Here is a 16711-nt window from a genome sequence, read left to right on the forward strand (position 1 = left end):
CCGCCCGGTCAGCCGGCGGATTCGCAGGGCAGCTGGAAGTCCTCCGGGCTGGCGTGGCGGCCACCGGAGACCGGGCGCCACACCTGGGTGATCTGCACATCCAGCTCGCCGGCCCGCACGCCGACGGTGACCTCGTCACCGGCGCTGACGCGCCCGGCGAGAACGAGCTCGGCCAGCCGGTTGTCGAGCTCGCGCGAGATCACCCGCCGCAGCGGGCGAGCACCGAACTCCGGCTGGTGTCCCCGCGCGACCAGCCAGTCCAGGCCCTCGTCGGTCATCGACAGCCGCACGCCCTTGTCGGTGAGCTGCTTTTCGGTGCGCTCCAGCAGCAGGGTCGCGATGCGGCGCAGCTGCTCGGTGCCCAGCGGGCGGAAGACCACCACGTCGTCGATGCGGTTGATGAACTCCGGCCGGAAGAACCCGCGCAGCTGCTCGGTGACGACCTCGGTGGCCGCAGCCGCACCGGCCTGCAGGATGCGGTCGGCACCGATGTTGGAGGTCATGATCACCACCACGTTGCGGAAATCGACCAACCTGCCCTGCGAGTCGGTCAACCGCCCCGCGTCGAGCACCTGCAGCAGCGTGTTGAACACGTCCGGATGGGCCTTTTCGACCTCGTCGAAGAGCACCACCGAATAGGGCTGGCGACGCACCCGGTCGGTGAGCTGGCCGGCCTCGCCGTAGCCGACGTAGCCGGGCGGGGCGCCGATCAGCCGCGCGACCGCGTGCTTTTCCTGGAACTCGCCCATGTCCAGCCGCAGCAGGCGCTGCGCGTCACCGAACAGCGCCTGCGCCAAGGCCCGGGCCAGTTCGGTCTTGCCCACGCCCGTGGGCCCCAGGAACAAGAACGTGCCGATCGGCCGGTCCGGATCGGCCAGCCCCACCCGCGCGCGCCGCACGGCCTCGGCCACCGCGGCCACCGCCTCGTCCTGGCCCACGACCCGCTCTCCGAGATGCTGCTCGAGGCCCAGCAGCCGGGAGACGTCGGCGGCGCTGACGTCGGCGACCGGGATGCCGGTGCGCGAGGCCACCACGTCGGCGACGTCGTCGGCGATCACGGTCGGTTCGAACACCGCGGCCGAGCGCACCTGCCCGCCGCGCCGCAACCGCACCCGCGAACACGCCTGATCGAGCAGATCCACCGCCTTGTCCGGCAGGAACCGGTCGACGAGGTAGCGCTGGGAGAGCTCGGCGGCCGCGCGCAGGGCCGCGTCGTCGATGCGCACCCGGTGGTGGCGCTGGTACCGCTCGCGCAGCCCGCCCAGCACAGTGATCGTGTCCTCCACCGAGGGCTCACCGACCATGATCGGCGCGAAGCGGCGCTCCAGGGCCGGGTCCTTCTCGATGTGCTTGCGGTACTCCTCGACGGTGGTGGCGCCCAAGAGCCGCACCTCACCCCGCGCCAGCGCGGGTTTGAGCATGGTGCCGGCGTCCATCGAGCCCTCACCGGCCCCGGCACCGACGATGGCGTGCAGCTCGTCGATGAACACCAGCACCGCCTCGCGGTTGGCGCGGATCTCGGCGAGCACCTCGCGGAACCGCTGCTCGAACTCACCGCGGTACTTCGCCCCGGCGACCATGCCGGACAGATCCAGCGAGATCACCCGCACCCCGGCCAGCGACCACGGCACCGCGCCGTCGACCACCCGCCGCGCCAGGCCCTCGGCGATGGCGGTCTTGCCCACACCCGGGTCGCCCACGAACACCGGGTTGTTCTTCGAACGCCTGCCCAGCACTTCCACGGCCTGCTCGATCTCGGTGTCGCGGCCGACCACGGGATCCAGCGAGCCCGCGCGGGCCAGCTCGGTGAGATCGAGCCCGAACTCGTCGAGCCGCGGCGTCAGCGACAGCACCGACCGGCCCTGCGCGCCGTCACCGAGTTCGATCGCGCGCGCCAGCGCACGCCCGGCCACCGAATCCGCGTCGGCGGCCAGCCCCAGCACCAGGTGCCGCGCGGCGACCACGTCGGCGCCCTCACCGAGAGCTTGCTGGTAGGCGCCCAGCAGCGCGCGCCGCGCCGTGGCCGACAGCACCGGTTTGCCACCCGGGGAGGGTTCCTGGGCCGACAGCACCGCCGAGCGCACCGCCTCGGCCAGATCATCGACCCGCACACCCGAGGCGGTCAGCATCTCGGCGGTGGCCGGAACCTGCGTGACCGCCCACAGCAGGTGCGTGCTGTCGAGTTCCGGGCTGCCCCACTGCACGGTGCCGCGCACCGCGCGGGACAGCACCTCGTGCGCCTGCTCGTCGAGCAACGTCGACAGCGCCGCGCTCCGCTGCGCGGTTCCGCTGTCCTCGGCGGTGAACATCTCGGAGAACAGCGAGTCAAAAGCGGCAGAGGAATCCCCGGTGCTGCCGCGATCCAACCAGGCCACCTCCACCCGACGCGCGAATCACCCCACGCGGCGGCCACCGGGCGAAACACCGGACACCACCGTCGACATGCCATGCGGCGCGCAGCTCGGCCGGACACAAGCCCGCGAGAATCGGGCTCGGGCGCGCACCGCTCGACGATCATTGTGGCACACGCCGCCACGAACCGGACGGCGCGTGCCACCGCTTACCCGGCTTCCTGCTCCTGGGCCTTGTCGACCGCGTCGGCCAGCCGGGACAGTTCTTTTCCGATGTGCGAGAGGCGCTCGGACATGACGCTGGAGTGCCCAGACAGCGGGCCCACGTGCCCGGCGGCGCGCAGCCACTCGGTGACACCGGTCAGCCCGTTGGACATGCCTTCCATGGTCAGGGAGAACCCGCGCAGGACCTTCTCGATCTCCTCGACGTTGTGGGCCACGCCCGGGTCGCGCAGCCGTTCGCCCAGCGCCACGGTCGCCTCGCCGACCTGGCGGGCCACCTCCGCGGAGTACCCCGACTCGCCACCGGCGTCCTCGTCCTGCTTGCCCGTGTTCCGGCGGGGCGGCGTGTGCCTGCCCGCCTGCGACGACGTCTTGTCGGAATTTCCAGCGGTAGTCATAGCGAACCAATCAACCCGAATCCGTTACCAACTCCACCCCGACGCCACCGAGCCCGTACCGGGCGCGGTGTGCCTGCCGGGCCCCCGGGCTCGGCCAGGCACAGGAGTAGGTGCCGAGAGGTTAGCGCGTCCGGCCGGGAGGCGGTGATGGTGTTGCGCACGCATGCGCTTCAGCGCCCGCTGAACCCACCAAAGCTGATGATTTCTCAGGTGTGTCCGGCGCTCGTCCGGGCCGCCCGGGGGCCGCTCAGTCCTGCTCGGCGGCACCGCCGAGCTCGTCGAGGATCCCGTCGATCTCGGCATCGGTGGTGGCGCCGAACTCGCCGTACCACTGCCCCACCGCCGCGAAGTCCACCGGCTGCAGCACGCACACCACCACATCGGCCACCAACTCCAAGGCCCGCACCGAATCCGGCGACCCCACCGGCACGGCCAGCACCACCCGCCGCGGAGCGTGCTCGCGCAACATGCCGATCGCCGCGCGCGCCGTGGCACCGGTCGCCAACCCGTCGTCGACGAGCACCACATCACGCCCACCCAGCTCAGGCGCCGGGCCGCGGGTGTAGCGGGCCTCCCGCTGGCGGGCCTCGTTGCGCTCGCGTTCGGTGAGCTCGGCCAGCTCGGCGTCACCGAGCCCGAACGAGCGCACCAGCCGATCGTCGTAGCCCGCGGGACCGTGCGCGGTCACCGCGCCCAAGGCCAACTCCGGCTGCCCCGGCGCGCCGATCTTGCGCGCCACGCACACCCGAAGCGGCGCGCCCAAACCACGCGCGACCTCGGCGGCCACCGGCACCCCGCCGCGCGCCAGACCGAACACCACCGGCCCGGACAGCTGCACACCCTCCAGATGCCGAGCCAGGGCCCGACCGGCGTGCGCCCGATCGGCATAGCCGGGGGTGGCGCGCGGCCGGAAACGCATCCGAGGCATCCCAAGCACCCCCTTGGCGGCTCACCCCGATGATGCCCGCGCCACCCGGTCCGGCAAACCTCCGGCTCAGCCGCCGAAACCAGCCACCCGCAGCACCCGCAGCCGGTTGAGGGCCGCGGCCAGATCCAACGCGCGCGGCACCGCGAAATCACCCACGAACCGCTCGTCGACGGCATCGACACCCCGCCGGCGCACATCGGCGGTGAAGGACTCCAGGATCTCCTCGAGCGTGCGCCGCCCGTCGATGACACCGCGCTCGGCCGCCGAGACGAGCGCCAACCCGATCCCGGTGACCTGCGCCGGATCCACCAGCTGCTCGATACCGCGCAACTCGACCGTGGAGTCCCCGAGCGTGAGCGCATCGGTGCCGCGAGCACGCACCTTCGCGCGCCCGGTGGGAATCGACCGGGCATCGACCACCCGAGGACGCACCGCGGCGAACCCGCGGCCCTCGGCACTGCGCCCCGTCGGCGCGGACCGCGAGAGCTCCCGCGCCCGCGCGGTCACGTCGTGGGCCCGGTAGGAATCCAGCATCAGCACCTGGTCGGCGATGTCCATGTAGTCACCGGAGCCGCCCATGACCAGCACCGTGGAGACCCCGTGGGTGTCGTAGAGCGGCCGGATGAGGTCGATGAACGGAGTCAGCGGCTCGGCGTCCTTGGCCACCAGGGCCTGCATGCGCGCGTCGCGGATCATCAGATTCGTCGCGCAGGTGTCCTCGTCGACCAGCAGCGTCCCCGCACCGGCCTCCACCGACTCCATGATGGACGCGGCCTGCGAGGTCGAACCCGAGGCGTTGTCGGTGGAGAAGTCCGTGGTGTCGGCACCGGTGGGCAAATGCGCCACGAACGGGCTCACATCGACCCGGTGCACCCGCCTGCCGTCCTCGGCGCGGATCTTGACCGTGTCCTCGCGGGCCACGACCAGCTCGCGCCCATCACCCGGAACGTGGTCGTAGACCCCGAACTCCAAGGCCCGCAGCAGTGTGGACTTGCCGTGAAACCCGCCACCGACGACCAGCGTGATGCCCTCGGCCACACCCATGCCGGTGACCTCACCGCGATTGGGCAGCTTCATCCGCACCCGCATCGACTCCGGCGACTCGAAAGCCACCCCGTCGGACAGCGGACGCTCATCGACACCGCTGCGACGCGGCAACATCGCCCCGTCGGCGACGAAGGCCACCAACCCCATCTCCGGCAGCAGCCGCCGCGCGGCGTCGGTGTCCTCGATGCTGTCGACGAACTCGCGGACCTTGCCCTGATCGGCGGTGTCCCACCGCAACGCCGCGCCGACGACCTCGGGCAGCTCGTCGCAGAGGGTCTCCTCGGCCGCGCGCCCGTCGATGCTGCGGCCCCGCCCGGGCATGTCGATGCCCAGCCGCAGCCGCACCGCGCCCTCGCGGATCTGGCAGGAACTGCGGTCGAGGACCTGCTGACGGCCCGCGTCCACGCGCAACCGGCTGTCGCGCAACCGGCGCTCCACCGCGCGCACCAGGTATCCGGCCAGCGCGCGCGCTCGCACCGGGCTGTGCCAGAGCTGCTCGGGGAACCCGGCGGTGTCGGCATCGACGGTGACCTGCACGCGGCTGGCCGGCGCGTACGGATCCGACTGCACCCGTTGGATTTCCAGGGTGCAACCGGGAAGACCCCAGCGGCCGGTCAACGACTTGTAGCGGCCGTAGCCACTGCCGTGCATCTCCCGCAGCTGCCCGCGCAGCTTGTCCACGTCCCCGCGGTAGCCACCGGGCTGCTGCTCGCGTCCCCCGGGGCGCGGGCCCTTGCCGCGCCGCTCGTCGCGGCCGCCGCCGCCATTTCGCTGCTGTGCCATGCCCGCACCTGTACCGGACACGCCGAGCAAACTCCAATCGAGAGATCCCGACCACAGTGGACATCCTGCGCAGGCCCGTGGCGTGGGAGTTCACCCGGAAAATGCGAAACGCGCACGCGTCGCTATCGAGCGCGACCCGCCACCCGGGGTTATCCTCTGCCACGCGCGCACAAGATCGGCCGATCACGACCCCGAACCCACCGGTTCGCCCGAATTCCGCATTTCCACGACATCCCCACGGCGGGTGTCGTGCTGTCCACGAGGAGGCGCGTTCATGCCACGATCGGTCGCCCCGGCACGGCCGCAGCGCACCCGCCGGATGCCCGCCGTGTTAACAGCCCTGCTCACCGCAGCGATGGCCACGGCAACACCCGCCGCGGCCGCCCCGGCACCCGCGCCCGAGCACCCGCGCACCACCCCGCGGGTCAGCCCCGCCGACCCGCACGGCGCCTGGGCCGGCTACAGCACCGGCCAAACCGCCACCCGGCAACGCGGCCCGGCGCAGATTCCCGCGGGCGCGCTGGCAGGTACCGACGTCTCCGGACATCAGGGCACAGTGGACTGGCCCGCGGCCCACGCCGCCGGGGCGCGCTTCGCCTACGTCAAAGCCACCGAGGGCACCGACTTCCGCAGCGATTCGTTCCGGTCCCAGTACGACGGAGCCCTGGCCGCCGGCATGGTGCGCGGCGCCTACCACTTCGCGCTGCCCAACAGCTCCAGCGGCGCGCAGCAGGCCAACTTCTTCGTCGACAACGGCGGCATGTGGGTGCCCGACGGGCGCACCCTGCCGGGCGTGCTCGACATCGAGCACAACCCGTACGGGCCGACCTGCTACGGGCTCGACCCGGCGGCGATGTCGGGGTGGCTGGCCGAGTTCTCCAACACCTACCACGCACGCACCGGGCGGTTCCCGGTCATCTACACCACCGCCAGCTGGTGGAACCGCTGCACCGGCGCCAACCCGGACTTCGCCGCCAACAACCCGCTGTGGGTGGCCCGCTACGCCCCCGAGATCGGGCAGCTGCCCGCGGGCTGGAACTTCCACACCTTCTGGCAGCACAACGACACCGGGCCGCTGCCCGGTGGTCAGGACGTGTTCAACGGCAACCTCGAGCAGCTCATCGCCTTCGCCGGCTGAACCCGTCGCGCACGTGTGAGGGCCGCCGCCGAGCATCTCGGCGGCGTCCCTCANTGCTACTGGTCCAGCAGTTCCGGCGGGATCGGCTCGTCCTCGGCGATGGCCTGGAACATCTGCGAGGCGCGCTGCTTGTCCCAGACGATGACCGAGCCACCGTTGGAGTCCTCACCGAAGCCCGCGAACGGCACCGAGGTGGTCACGCCCTGGCCCTTGGAGATGTCGCCCATGGCCATCGCCAGCCAGAACAGGTTCCAGACGTGGTCGTTCTCGTTGACCAGGAACGTCTTGCCCGCCCCGTTGGCCAGCGGGATCAACCGGAACGGGTTGAGCAGCGTGGCCGGGCTGGTGGCCTTGTCCACCAGCGCGCCCAGCAGCTTGCGCTGGTTCTGGGTGCGTTCGAAGTCCCCGCCGTCGAGGGAGTAGCGGGCGCGCACGAACCCCAGGGCGGTGGGTCCGTCGAGCTCGTTGGGCCCTGCGGGCAGGTGCACGTTGGCCTTGTCGTCGTTCATCGGCTTCTCGAGGGTGACCTCGACACCGCCGACCGCGTCGACCAGGTCGGCGAAGCCGCCGAATCCGATCTCGGCGTAGTGATCGATGTGCACACCGGTGGCCTGCTCGACCGTCTGCGACAGCAGCTGCGGGCCACCGTAGGAGAAGGCCGCGTTGAGCTTGGTCTTGCCGTGTCCCGGGATCGAGACGTAGGAGTCGCGCGGCAGGCTGATCAGGGCGGGCTGGCCGCCGCCGCTGGGAACGTGCACCAGCATCATGGTGTCGGTGCGGCGCCCGCCCGCGTCACCGGCGGCGAGCTCCTCGCGCTTGGCCTCGTCGAGGCCCTCCCGGCTGTCGGAGCCCACCAGCAGCCAGTTGGTCCCGGCCGAGTCGGGCGCCTGCCCCTGGAAGTCCAGCGCAGCGGTGCGCTGCAGCGTGCTGTCGAAGTAGATGACCAGCCCGGCCAGCAGCGCCACCACGACCAGCAGCGCGATGCCGAGACGCTTGCCCCAGCTCTTCTTCTTGGCGGGGCGCCGCGGCGGCCGCGGGGGCTCGCCCGAACGCGGCGGCTGGCCCCCTCGCCCGGGTGGCGGTGGCGGCGGTGGGCCGTCCCGCCCCCGCGGGGGCTGCTGACCACCACGGTAGTAGTCGTACCTTCCGCCGCCCTGCGGCCTCCGGCTCCTCGGCGGGCCTCCCGCCGACCAGTCGCTCATGCTCACACCTGCGTCGGTTGGGTCGTTGGGCGACGCGTGGCACGCGCCGCTGCTTGCGGTGCAGCATTGCAGACACGCCCGCGGCAGGTGTCCCCCGCTATCGAACGGTGCTCCGGCGACGGCGTCTGCGCAGGTGGTGGGCGTGAGCCCGAACTCACACCCACCACCACAGGTGTTCTAGTCCGCCACGGCGCGCGCCACCGCCCGCGACCAGCACGCCACCGCCTCGTCGACCTGCGCGGCCGTGACGATCAGCGGCGGGATCATGCGCACCACGTTGCCGTGCGGCCCGCAGGTCAGCAGCAGCAGGCCCTCCTCGGCCGCGGCGGCGTGCGCGCGGGCGGCCGTGGCCGCGTCCGGCGCCCCCTCCGAGGTGGTGAACTCGTTGCCCAGCATCAGCCCGAGGCCGCGCACATCACCGATGACCGGGTGCTCGGCGGCGACCTTGCGCAACCCCTCGATCAACCGCTGGCCCTGCTCGGCGGCGTTGCCCACCAGGTCTTCGTCGCGCACCACATCCAGGGTGGCCAGCGCGGCCGCGGCCGCCACGGCGTTGCCGCCGTAGGTGCCGCCTTGCGAGCCGGGCCAGGCCTTGCTCATCAGCTCCTCGCCGGCCGCGATCGCCGACAGCGGGAACCCGCTGGCCAGCCCCTTGGCGGTGATGAGGATGTCCGGGCCGATACCGGCGTGCTCGTGGCCCCAGAAGGCGCCGGTGCGCCCCACTCCGGTCTGGACCTCGTCGGCGATGAGCAGGATGCCGTGCTTGTCGGCGCGCTCGCGCAGACCGGCCAAGAACCGCGGGGGCGCGGGGATGTAGCCGCCTTCACCGAGCACCGGCTCGACGATGATCGCCGCGGTGTCCTTCGGCGAGGTGGTGGTCATCAGCAGCTGGTCCAGCTCGGCCAGCGCGCGATCGACCTCGGCGGCCTCGGTGGTGCCGTGCCGGTAGGCCTCGGGGAACGGGGCGAAGGCCACGCCCGGCATCATCGGCCCGATCCCGGCGCGCACCTTGACCCCGGAGGTCGTCAGCGCGGCCGCCCCCATGGTGCGGCCGTGAAAACCACCCGAGAAGGCGATGATGTTCTGCCGTCCGGTTGCGTGTCGCGCCAACCGCACAGAGGCTTCAACGGCTTCACTACCGGAGTTGACGTAGAACAACCGATCCAGCCCGGTGGGCAGGACCTCGCCCAGACGCTCGGTGAGCTCGAGGAGCCGGCGGTGCATCACGGTCGTGTACTGGCCGTGGATGAGGGTGCCGACCTGGTTTTGCGCGGCTTCGACCACGCGCGGGTGGCAGTGCCCGGTGCTGGTGACGCCGATGCCCGCGGTGAAGTCCAGATAGCGGCGGTCGTCCTCGTCGAAGAGGTAAACCCCTTCGCCGCGAGCGGCCAGCACCGGGGTCGCCTGCTTGAGCGCCGGCGAGAGCTCAGTCATGATCCACTCCAAGGGTGCACATTGTAGGATTGTTGACAATCTGGGTCCTCATGCAACCATCGCAGGGCGGCGCTGTCCACCACTGAACGACCCGCACTCATCACCGAGAGCATTGAGGAGTTCGCCTACTCATGACCACCACCCACCCCCGTGAGAACGCCGTCGTCGAGATGGCACCCAAGCAGCTGCTCATCGGCGGCAGCTGGCGCGACGCCACCGGCGCGCGCACCTTCACCGTCGAAGACCCCGCCACCGGGCAGGGACTGTGCGAGGTCGCCGACGCCTCCGCCGAGGACGGCCTCGCGGCCCTGGCCGCCGCCTCCGAGGCCCAGAACGACTGGGCCGCGCACGCCCCGCGCGAACGCGGCGAGATCCTGCGACGCGCCTACGAGATCCTCACCGACCGCCGAGAGGACCTCGCGCTGCTGATGACCCTCGAGATGGGCAAACCACTGGCCGAATCGCGCGGCGAGATCACCTACGCCGCCGAGTTCTTCCGCTGGTTCGCCGAGGAAGCCGTGCGCATCGGCGGCGACTACGCCGTGGCCCCCTCGGGCACCGGACGATTCCTGGTCACCCGCCAGCCCGTCGGCCCCGCGCTGCTGATCACCCCGTGGAACTTCCCGATGGCCATGGGCACCCGCAAGATCGGCCCCGCCATCGCCGCCGGCTGCACCTCGGTGATCAAACCGGCCCACCAGACACCGCTGTCGATGCTGGCGCTGGCCGACATCCTGCGCGAGGCCGGCCTGCCCGACGGGGTGCTCAACGTCGTCACCGCCCAGGGAGCCGGCTCGGTCATGGAACCGATGATCCGCGACCGCCGCGCCCGCAAGCTCTCCTTCACCGGCTCGACCGCGGTCGGCCGCAAGCTCATCGAGCAGTCCGCCGAGCAGGTCCTGAAGGTCTCCCTCGAACTCGGCGGAAACGCCCCGTTCATCGTCTTCGACGACGCCGACCTCGACGCGGCCGTCGACGGCGCCATGCTCGCCAAGATGCGCAACATCGGCGAGGCCTGCACCGCGGCCAACCGCTTCTACGTCCACACCGACGTCGCCGAGCGGTTCTCGGCCAAGCTAGCCGAACGCATGGCCGGCCTGAACCTGGGACGCGGCGTCGCCGACGACGTCCAGGTCGGCCCCCTGATCGACGACGCGCAGCTGAACAAGGTCACCGAACTCGTCTCCGACGCGATCGACCGCGGCGCCGAAGTCGTCACCGGCGGCACCGCCGCCAACGGGCAGGGCCACTTCTACAACCCCACCGTGCTGACCAACGTGCCCCGCGAAGCCCGGATGGGCACCGAGGAGATCTTCGGCCCGGTCGCACCCATCACGACCTTCACCGACGAGCGCGAGGTCATCGACGCGGCCAACAACACCGAATACGGTCTCGTCGCCTACCTCTACACCCGCGACCTGCAACGCGGCCTGCGCGTGACCGAAGCCCTCGAAACCGGCATGGTCGGCCTCAACCAGGGCCTGGTGTCCAACCCGGCCGCTCCGTTCGGCGGCGTGAAGGCCTCCGGCCTCGGCCGCGAAGGCGGCAAGGTCGGCATCGACGAGTTCCTGGAAACCAAGTACGTCGCCATCGGCGGCCTGTGACCCCACCGCGTAGATGGAGGGGCCCCGACCCAGGTGGTGGGTCGGGGCCCCTCTACTTACGCGGGCTCACTCGGCCAGCGAACCGTTGAGCCGCTCCAGGGCGTCGTTCATGTGCCCCTCCAGGCGCGCCAGCACCAGCTGCTCGTCACCGGCCTCGATCGCATCCACCAGACCCTTGTGCTCATCGACCAGGGCCTGCACATCGGCGTGATACTTGTTCTGCAACGCCGCCAGGCACATCCGCTTCTCCACCAGCAACGTCTGGGCCATGCGCTGCAACCGCGGACTGCCCGAGACCCGCACCAGCGTCTCGTGGAACTCCTGGTCGGCATCGGCCAGACCGATCCCGTCGCCCTTGCCCGCCGCGGCCACGATCCGGCTCTGCGCCGCCGTGAGCTCGGCGACCGCCTCCACGCGATGCTCGCGCACGATCTGCTCGCACGCCGCCCGCTCCACCGCCAGCCGCGCCAGGTAGATGTCGGCGACGTCCTCGGTGTCGAGGGTCATCACGAACAACCCCCGGTGCGGCTCGCTGCGCAACAAGCCCTCGGCCACCAGACGCTGCATGGCCTCGCGCAACGGGCCCCTGCTCACGCCCAGCCGGGTGGCCAACTCGGCCTCGCCCAACTGCGAACCGGGCGGCAGCGAACCGTGCATGATCGCCGCGCGCAGCTGATCGGCCACGATCGCCGCCGTCGACTTGCGCTGCACCGGCTCTAAATCACCGGTCTGCTGATTTTCCTCGTCGATCCCGAGCACGTTGTCACCATCTCTCATTCGCGGGTCCCCTTCCCCCGGGCTTCACCCGCCGTGCGACGACCGGAACAACGTTCCGAATCCATCCCGCGACCGGCCATCACCGGCCAGCCGCAACACCTCCCAGGCACTGACCTGGTTGGCCGTGAGCACCGGCTTGCCCAACCGGCGCTCGAGCTCCTCGAGCACCCCGACGGTGTGCAACGCCGTATCCGGCAGCAGCACCGCCTCGGCCGACTCGTGATCGTTGGCCGCGGCGAACTCGCAAACCTGCTCATCGGTGAGCGTGCCGACCTCGGCGGCGGTGACGATGCCCCGACTGGCGCACCGCAGCACCCGCACCCCACCGGCCCGCAGGAACTCGGCGAACAACCCCGCCACATCGGCCGGATACGTCGCCGCCACCGCCACCCGGCGCACCCCGAGGTGCTCGGCGGCGCGCAGGAACGCGAACGACGTGCTCGAGGCCGGCACGCCCGCCACCGCCCGCAGCTTGGCCACCTGCTCGGCAGCGCCGTCGTAACCGAACACGAAGCTGCCCGAGGTGCACGCCCAGATCACCGCCTCCACCGGCGGCAACCGCCGCACGCCCTCGGCCAGCACCTCGCGGCCGCCGACCTCCAGCAGCGCGTCGACCCGATGGGCGTCCTCGCGCATCTCGGTGTGCACCACCGCGAGCCGGGTCCCGTCACCGAACGCGGCCTCCAGCTCCGGGTAGTCGTCCTCGGCGCTGTGACCGGGGTAGAGAATTCCCGCCGTAGGGGCCACCGGATCGCTCCAATCCACCGACGTCGAAGCCACCACTGACCACGGACTCCTGGTGTCGATTGTTGACAATGTTATCGCACCGCCGGACGGCGCCCATCCCGACGTAATGCCATCTTTACCGGCCCTCACGCGGCCGGGGCATCGGCGAGACCACCCAACGACTGCCCCTCCGAAACCGCGCTCAACCCCATCGCCTGCAACGCCGCCCAGATCGTCACCTGATTCGCCGTCAGCACCGGCTTGCACAACTCCTGCTCGAGCGGACCGATGATGTCGTAGGTCGGCAGATTCGTGCACGAGACGAACACCGCCTCGGCCTCCGGGTGATCGGCCGCGCGCACCATCTCCACCACCCGCCGATAGGGCACCTTCCAGATCTCCCCCGGCAACCCCAGCCCGACGCTGGTGATGACCTCCACCCCGTGCTCACCGAGGAAGACCTCCAGCAACGAGGTCATCTCCACCACGTACGGGGTGGCCACGGCGACCCGGCTCATGCGCAGCGCCAGCAACGCCCGCACCAGCGCCCCCGAGGTGGTCACCGCCGCGGGCGCCCCCGCCGCCAACATCACCTCCACCAGCGCGCGCTCACCCGCGGCACCGGCCACGAAACTGCCCGAAGTGCACGCGTAGGCCACCACCTCCGGCCCCGGCACCAGCAGATCGCGCGTGACGCCCTGCACCATCGCCTCGTCCGAGATCAGACCGGCCTGCTCGGTGGTGACCGGCACCGGCACGAACGGCGTGCGCGTGAGATGCAGCGAGACCTCCGGCGGAGTCCACCGCCACAACTCGCGATCCAGCGCCAGATCGTAGGGAGCGATCACACCGATCCCCCGCTGCAACGCCGGACCGCCCAGCGCCCCCGCGAACTCCGAAACCATCTCCACACCTCCTCGTGCCGCCTCCGCGCACACCTGCGGGCCCGGAACCGCCCCCGGCGCACCGCGCTCCGGCCCGCTCACCTGTCCAGCCGCTCGTAGCGCAACGTCTCCCCGACGCTTCCCGAACGCCACACGTCGTGACACGCCTCGGCCATCGGCGCCAAACCCTCCACGATGGAGGCGTACACGTTGCCCGGAACCCAGCCGACATCACCGTTGATCAACAGGTTGTTGCGCCCGTAGAAGATCGCCAGATCGATCACGCCCGGCAACGCCTCGACGCCCTTGTCCCGCTTGAACTCGCGATCGAGCATCCCGCCCGGAAACGAGAAGTACACGACATCACCCGGAATCGGCGTCACCGTGGGGTTCTCCTGACCCGGCTCCTCCTCGGCGAACCGCGAGACCATCGTGTAGACCTCGTTGCGCGCGTACTTCGCGTGCTGCACCGGCCCCACCTGCGGCAACGCGTTCCACACCGCCTCGCAGGTGCGCGGCGCATCGTCGTCGAGCAACTCCGCCACGCACGACACGCCCCGCTTCTCCAGCGCGATCGACAGATACCGGGCCATCACACGTCCCTTTCGCAGACACACCGAACCAGCAAGATCCGTAGGATTGTTGACAATCCTACGACCGCTTTCTAGCGTGTCAACAACCTTCCGGAACGCGTACTCAGCAGCACAAACACGCCCACCAACGGCGTGGCCGCCGATCACCGCGCCCACCCACGACCTAAGGTCACCCGCATGGCCAACACCCCCACCATCGTCGTGCTCCACGACGGCACCCCACCCGCGGAGATGGCCCGCATCGCCGAACACGCCAACCTGCGCTACGCCACCGGCGAACAACTCCCGCACCAAATCCCCGGCGCCGACGCCCTTTTCGTGTGGGCCTTCCGCTCCGAAGCGATCACCACCGCCTGGCCCGCCGCCGACAAGCTCACCTGGATCCACTCCGCCAGCGCCGGCGTCGACCGCCTCATCTTCGACGAACTCCGCGACTCCGCTGTCACCCTGACCAACTCCCGCGGCGTCTTCGACCAACCCATGGCCGAATACGTGCTGGCCACCGTGCTGACCTTCGCCAAAGACCTGCACACCACCCTGCGGCTGCAAGACCGCAGAACCTGGCAACACCGCGTCACCGAACGCATCGAAGGCAAAACCGCCCTCGTCATCGGAACCGGACCCATCGGCCGCGCCATCGCGAGCCAGCTCACCGCCGCCGGACTGCACGTCACCGGCGCAGGCCGCCGACCGCGCACCGACGACCCCGACTTCGGCGACGTGCACACCACCGACCACCTCACCGACATCATCGGCGAGTTCGACTACGTCGTCCTCGCCGCACCCCGCACCCCGCAAACCGAAGGCCTCATCAACGCCGACGTCCTCGCCGCCTGCCGCCCCACCGCACGCCTGATCAACGTCGGCCGCGGCGAACTCGTCGTGCAAGACGACCTCGTCGAAGCCCTCCGCGCCGAACACCTCGCCGGAGCCGCCCTCGACGTCTTCGAATCCGAACCGCTCCCGCACACCTCACCGCTCTGGGACATGCCCAACGTGCTGATCTCCCCGCACATGTCCGGCGACACCACCGGCTGGACCGACGAACTCGTCGACCTGTTCCTGACCAACCTGCGCGCCTACGTGCGAAACGAAGAACTCGTCAACATCGTGGACAAGCAACGCGGCTACGTCTCCACCCCCGTATAGCCAACCCGCGCACCGGCGAGACAGGAGAACACGTTGGCCAACACCCAACCCGCCGAACTGACCGCCACCGAACTCCTCGCGGCCTACGCCGCGGGCACCCTCTCACCGGTGGAGGCCACCGAAGCAACCCTGCAACGCATCGCCGACCACGACTCGGCCATCAACGCCTACTGCCTCGTCGACGGCGAACGCGCCCTCGAAGCCGCCCGCGCCTCCGAAACCCGCTGGGCCCACGGCCAACCCCAAGGCCGCCTCGACGGCATCCCCACCTCGATCAAGGACATTTTCTACACCCGAGGATGGCCCACCCTCCGCGGCTCGCACACCATCGACGCCGACCAGCCCTGGCAGGAAGACGCACCGGCAACCGCCCTGCTGCGCGCCGACAACGCGATCCTGCTCGGCAAGACCACCACCCCCGAGCTGGCCTGGAAAGGCGTCACCGACAGCCCCCGCGAAGGAATCACCCGCAACCCCTGGGATCCCGCGCGCACCGCAGGCGGCTCCTCCGGCGGCGGATCAGCCGCCGTCGCCACCGGCATGGGCCCACTGGCACTGGGAACCGACGGCGGCGGCTCCGTGCGCATCCCCGCCTCCTTCTGCGGCGTGGCGACCATCAAACCCACCTACGGCCGCATCCCCCTCTACCCGGCCAGCCCGTTCGGCACCCTCTCGCACGCCGGACCGATGACCACCAGCATCGCCGACACCGCCCTCATGCTCGACGTGCTCGCCCAACCCGACCCGCGCGACTGGTCGGTCCTGCCCGCCCCGAACACCCCGTTCTCCCACTCGCTCGACGGCGGAGCAGCCGGACTGCGCATCGCGCTGAGCACCGACCTCGGCTTCGGCACCCACCTCGACCCGCAGATCGAACGCGCGGTCACCGCCGCAGCGCACGCCTTCGAAGACCTCGGCGCCACCGTCGAGCAGGCCGACCCCGGCTTCACCGACCCGGTGCAGGACTTCCACGTCCTCTGGTTCGCAGGCGCGGCCAAGGCCACCGAACACCTCACCGACGCCCAGCGCGAACTCATGGACCCGGGACTGGCCGAGATCTGCCGCGAAGGCCTCACCTACTCCGCCCAGGACTACCTCGAGGCCACCAACACCCGCATGAAGCTCGGTCAGCGCATGGCGCACTTCCACCAGACCTACGACCTGCTGCTGACCCCCACCGTCCCGATCCCGCCGTTCGAAGCAGGCGCCGAAGCCCCCGCCACAGCACCCACCCCGCGCTGGACCAGCTGGACCCCGTTCACCTACCCGTTCAACATGACCCAGCAACCCGCCACCAGCATCCCCTGCGGCCACACCGAGGACGGCCTGCCCATCGGACTGCAACTGGTCGCCGCGCGCCACGACGACGCCACCGCGCTGCGCGCCGCGCACGCCTACGAGCAAGCCCACCCCTGGCAGCGCACGACCACACCCCAGCACTGACCCACCGGTGGGCCCCCGGAACAACGCCCGGG

General features: G+C 70.8%; 14 protein-coding genes. 4 read left to right on the forward strand and 10 right to left on the reverse strand.

The genetic code is table 11. The annotated features are described in order from the left end of the window. Positions 1-8: 8 nt before the first annotated feature. The 4 genes from ABD289_RS16475 to ABD289_RS16490 all read right to left on the reverse strand — a co-directional run bounded on the left by ABD289_RS16475 (position 9) and on the right by ABD289_RS16490 (position 5729). Positions 9-2309 carry an ATP-dependent Clp protease ATP-binding subunit gene (locus tag ABD289_RS16475; RefSeq protein WP_425564715.1) on the reverse strand — a complete coding sequence of 767 codons (2301 nt, stop codon included), beginning with the start codon at positions 2307-2309 and terminating at the stop codon, positions 9-11. Between the two features lie 251 nt (positions 2310-2560). Then, a complete protein-coding gene (locus ABD289_RS16480; RefSeq protein WP_344132942.1) occupies positions 2561-2971 on the reverse strand; it encodes a hypothetical protein in 411 nt (136 codons plus the stop codon). 247 nt (positions 2972-3218) lie between these two features. Further along, positions 3219-3899, reverse strand: a complete 681-nt coding sequence (locus tag ABD289_RS16485) for a phosphoribosyltransferase (protein ID WP_344132945.1) — start codon at positions 3897-3899, stop codon at positions 3219-3221. Between the two features lie 66 nt (positions 3900-3965). Next, positions 3966-5729, reverse strand: coding sequence for an ABC-ATPase domain-containing protein (locus ABD289_RS16490; protein WP_344132948.1), 1764 nt, complete (start codon positions 5727-5729; stop codon positions 3966-3968). Between the two features lie 274 nt (positions 5730-6003). On the opposite strand from ABD289_RS16490, the gene ABD289_RS16495 reads away from it, so the two are divergent. Beyond that, positions 6004-6867 (forward strand): lysozyme, encoded by an 864-nt coding sequence (locus tag ABD289_RS16495; protein WP_344132951.1) that lies wholly within the window; start codon positions 6004-6006, stop codon positions 6865-6867. 56 nt (positions 6868-6923) lie between these two features. On the opposite strand, the gene ABD289_RS16500 is transcribed toward ABD289_RS16495, so the two are convergent. Both ABD289_RS16500 and ABD289_RS16505 read right to left on the reverse strand, forming a co-directional pair. Then, a complete protein-coding gene (locus tag ABD289_RS16500; RefSeq protein ID WP_344132954.1) occupies positions 6924-8069 on the reverse strand; it encodes an LCP family protein in 1146 nt (381 codons plus the stop codon). Positions 8070-8246: 177 nt separating this feature from the next. Next, the gene (locus ABD289_RS16505) at positions 8247-9503 is read right to left on the reverse strand and encodes an aspartate aminotransferase family protein (RefSeq protein ID WP_344132957.1); all 1257 of its coding nucleotides are present in this window, start codon (positions 9501-9503) and stop codon (positions 8247-8249) included. A 131-nt stretch (positions 9504-9634) separates the two neighbouring features. Between ABD289_RS16505 and ABD289_RS16510 the strand changes: the two genes are divergently transcribed. Continuing rightward, positions 9635-11107: an NAD-dependent succinate-semialdehyde dehydrogenase gene (locus ABD289_RS16510; RefSeq protein WP_344132960.1), complete on the forward strand. Its 1473-nt coding sequence runs from the start codon at positions 9635-9637 to the stop codon at positions 11105-11107. Between the two features lie 66 nt (positions 11108-11173). Here ABD289_RS16510 and ABD289_RS16515 read toward each other — a convergent pair whose 3' ends face one another. From ABD289_RS16515 to ABD289_RS16530, 4 genes are all read right to left on the reverse strand, one after another. Continuing rightward, positions 11174-11884 carry a GntR family transcriptional regulator gene (locus ABD289_RS16515; protein WP_344132964.1) on the reverse strand — a complete coding sequence of 237 codons (711 nt, stop codon included), beginning with the start codon at positions 11882-11884 and terminating at the stop codon, positions 11174-11176. Positions 11885-11908: 24 nt separating this feature from the next. Beyond that, complete coding sequence (locus ABD289_RS16520) at positions 11909-12631, reverse strand: maleate cis-trans isomerase family protein (protein ID WP_486374881.1); 723 nt, start codon at positions 12629-12631, stop codon at positions 11909-11911. Between the two features lie 125 nt (positions 12632-12756). Further along, positions 12757-13515, reverse strand: a complete 759-nt coding sequence (locus tag ABD289_RS16525; protein WP_344132970.1) for a maleate cis-trans isomerase family protein — start codon at positions 13513-13515, stop codon at positions 12757-12759. A gap of 77 nt (positions 13516-13592) precedes the next feature. Beyond that, positions 13593-14087 (reverse strand): DUF3830 family protein, encoded by a 495-nt coding sequence (locus tag ABD289_RS16530; RefSeq protein WP_344132972.1) that lies wholly within the window; start codon positions 14085-14087, stop codon positions 13593-13595. Between the two features lie 177 nt (positions 14088-14264). On the opposite strand from ABD289_RS16530, the gene ABD289_RS16535 reads away from it, so the two are divergent. Next, positions 14265-15236, forward strand: a complete 972-nt coding sequence (locus ABD289_RS16535) for a D-2-hydroxyacid dehydrogenase (protein WP_344132975.1) — start codon at positions 14265-14267, stop codon at positions 15234-15236. Between the two features lie 33 nt (positions 15237-15269). Next, positions 15270-16679, forward strand: a complete 1410-nt coding sequence (locus ABD289_RS16540; RefSeq protein ID WP_344132978.1) for an amidase — start codon at positions 15270-15272, stop codon at positions 16677-16679. Positions 16680-16711: the final 32 nt, after the last annotated feature.

Source organism: Saccharopolyspora halophila, from assembly GCF_039531955.1.
Taxonomy (GTDB): Bacteria; Actinomycetota; Actinomycetes; order Mycobacteriales; family Pseudonocardiaceae; genus Saccharopolyspora; species Saccharopolyspora halophila.

What these genes read in the sequence shown, in the direction of transcription:
- ABD289_RS16475 (WP_425564715.1), bottom strand. Translation starts at nt 2,309, where the DNA reads ATGTTCACCGCCGAGGACAGCGGAACCGCGCAGCGGAGCGCGGCGCTG.
- ABD289_RS16480 (WP_344132942.1), bottom strand. Translation starts at nt 2,971, where the DNA reads ATGACTACCGCTGGAAATTCCGACAAGACGTCGTCGCAGGCGGGCAGG.
- ABD289_RS16485 (WP_344132945.1), bottom strand. Translation starts at nt 3,899, where the DNA reads ATGCCTCGGATGCGTTTCCGGCCGCGCGCCACCCCCGGCTATGCCGAT.
- ABD289_RS16490 (WP_344132948.1), bottom strand. Translation starts at nt 5,729, where the DNA reads ATGGCACAGCAGCGAAATGGCGGCGGCGGCCGCGACGAGCGGCGCGGC.
- ABD289_RS16495 (WP_344132951.1), top strand. Translation starts at nt 6,004, where the DNA reads ATGCCACGATCGGTCGCCCCGGCACGGCCGCAGCGCACCCGCCGGATG.
- ABD289_RS16500 (WP_344132954.1), bottom strand. Translation starts at nt 8,069, where the DNA reads ATGAGCGACTGGTCGGCGGGAGGCCCGCCGAGGAGCCGGAGGCCGCAG.
- ABD289_RS16505 (WP_344132957.1), bottom strand. Translation starts at nt 9,503, where the DNA reads ATGACTGAGCTCTCGCCGGCGCTCAAGCAGGCGACCCCGGTGCTGGCC.
- ABD289_RS16510 (WP_344132960.1), top strand. Translation starts at nt 9,635, where the DNA reads ATGACCACCACCCACCCCCGTGAGAACGCCGTCGTCGAGATGGCACCC.
- ABD289_RS16515 (WP_344132964.1), bottom strand. Translation starts at nt 11,884, where the DNA reads ATGAGAGATGGTGACAACGTGCTCGGGATCGACGAGGAAAATCAGCAG.
- ABD289_RS16525 (WP_344132970.1), bottom strand. Translation starts at nt 13,515, where the DNA reads ATGGTTTCGGAGTTCGCGGGGGCGCTGGGCGGTCCGGCGTTGCAGCGG.
- ABD289_RS16530 (WP_344132972.1), bottom strand. Translation starts at nt 14,087, where the DNA reads ATGGCCCGGTATCTGTCGATCGCGCTGGAGAAGCGGGGCGTGTCGTGC.
- ABD289_RS16535 (WP_344132975.1), top strand. Translation starts at nt 14,265, where the DNA reads ATGGCCAACACCCCCACCATCGTCGTGCTCCACGACGGCACCCCACCC.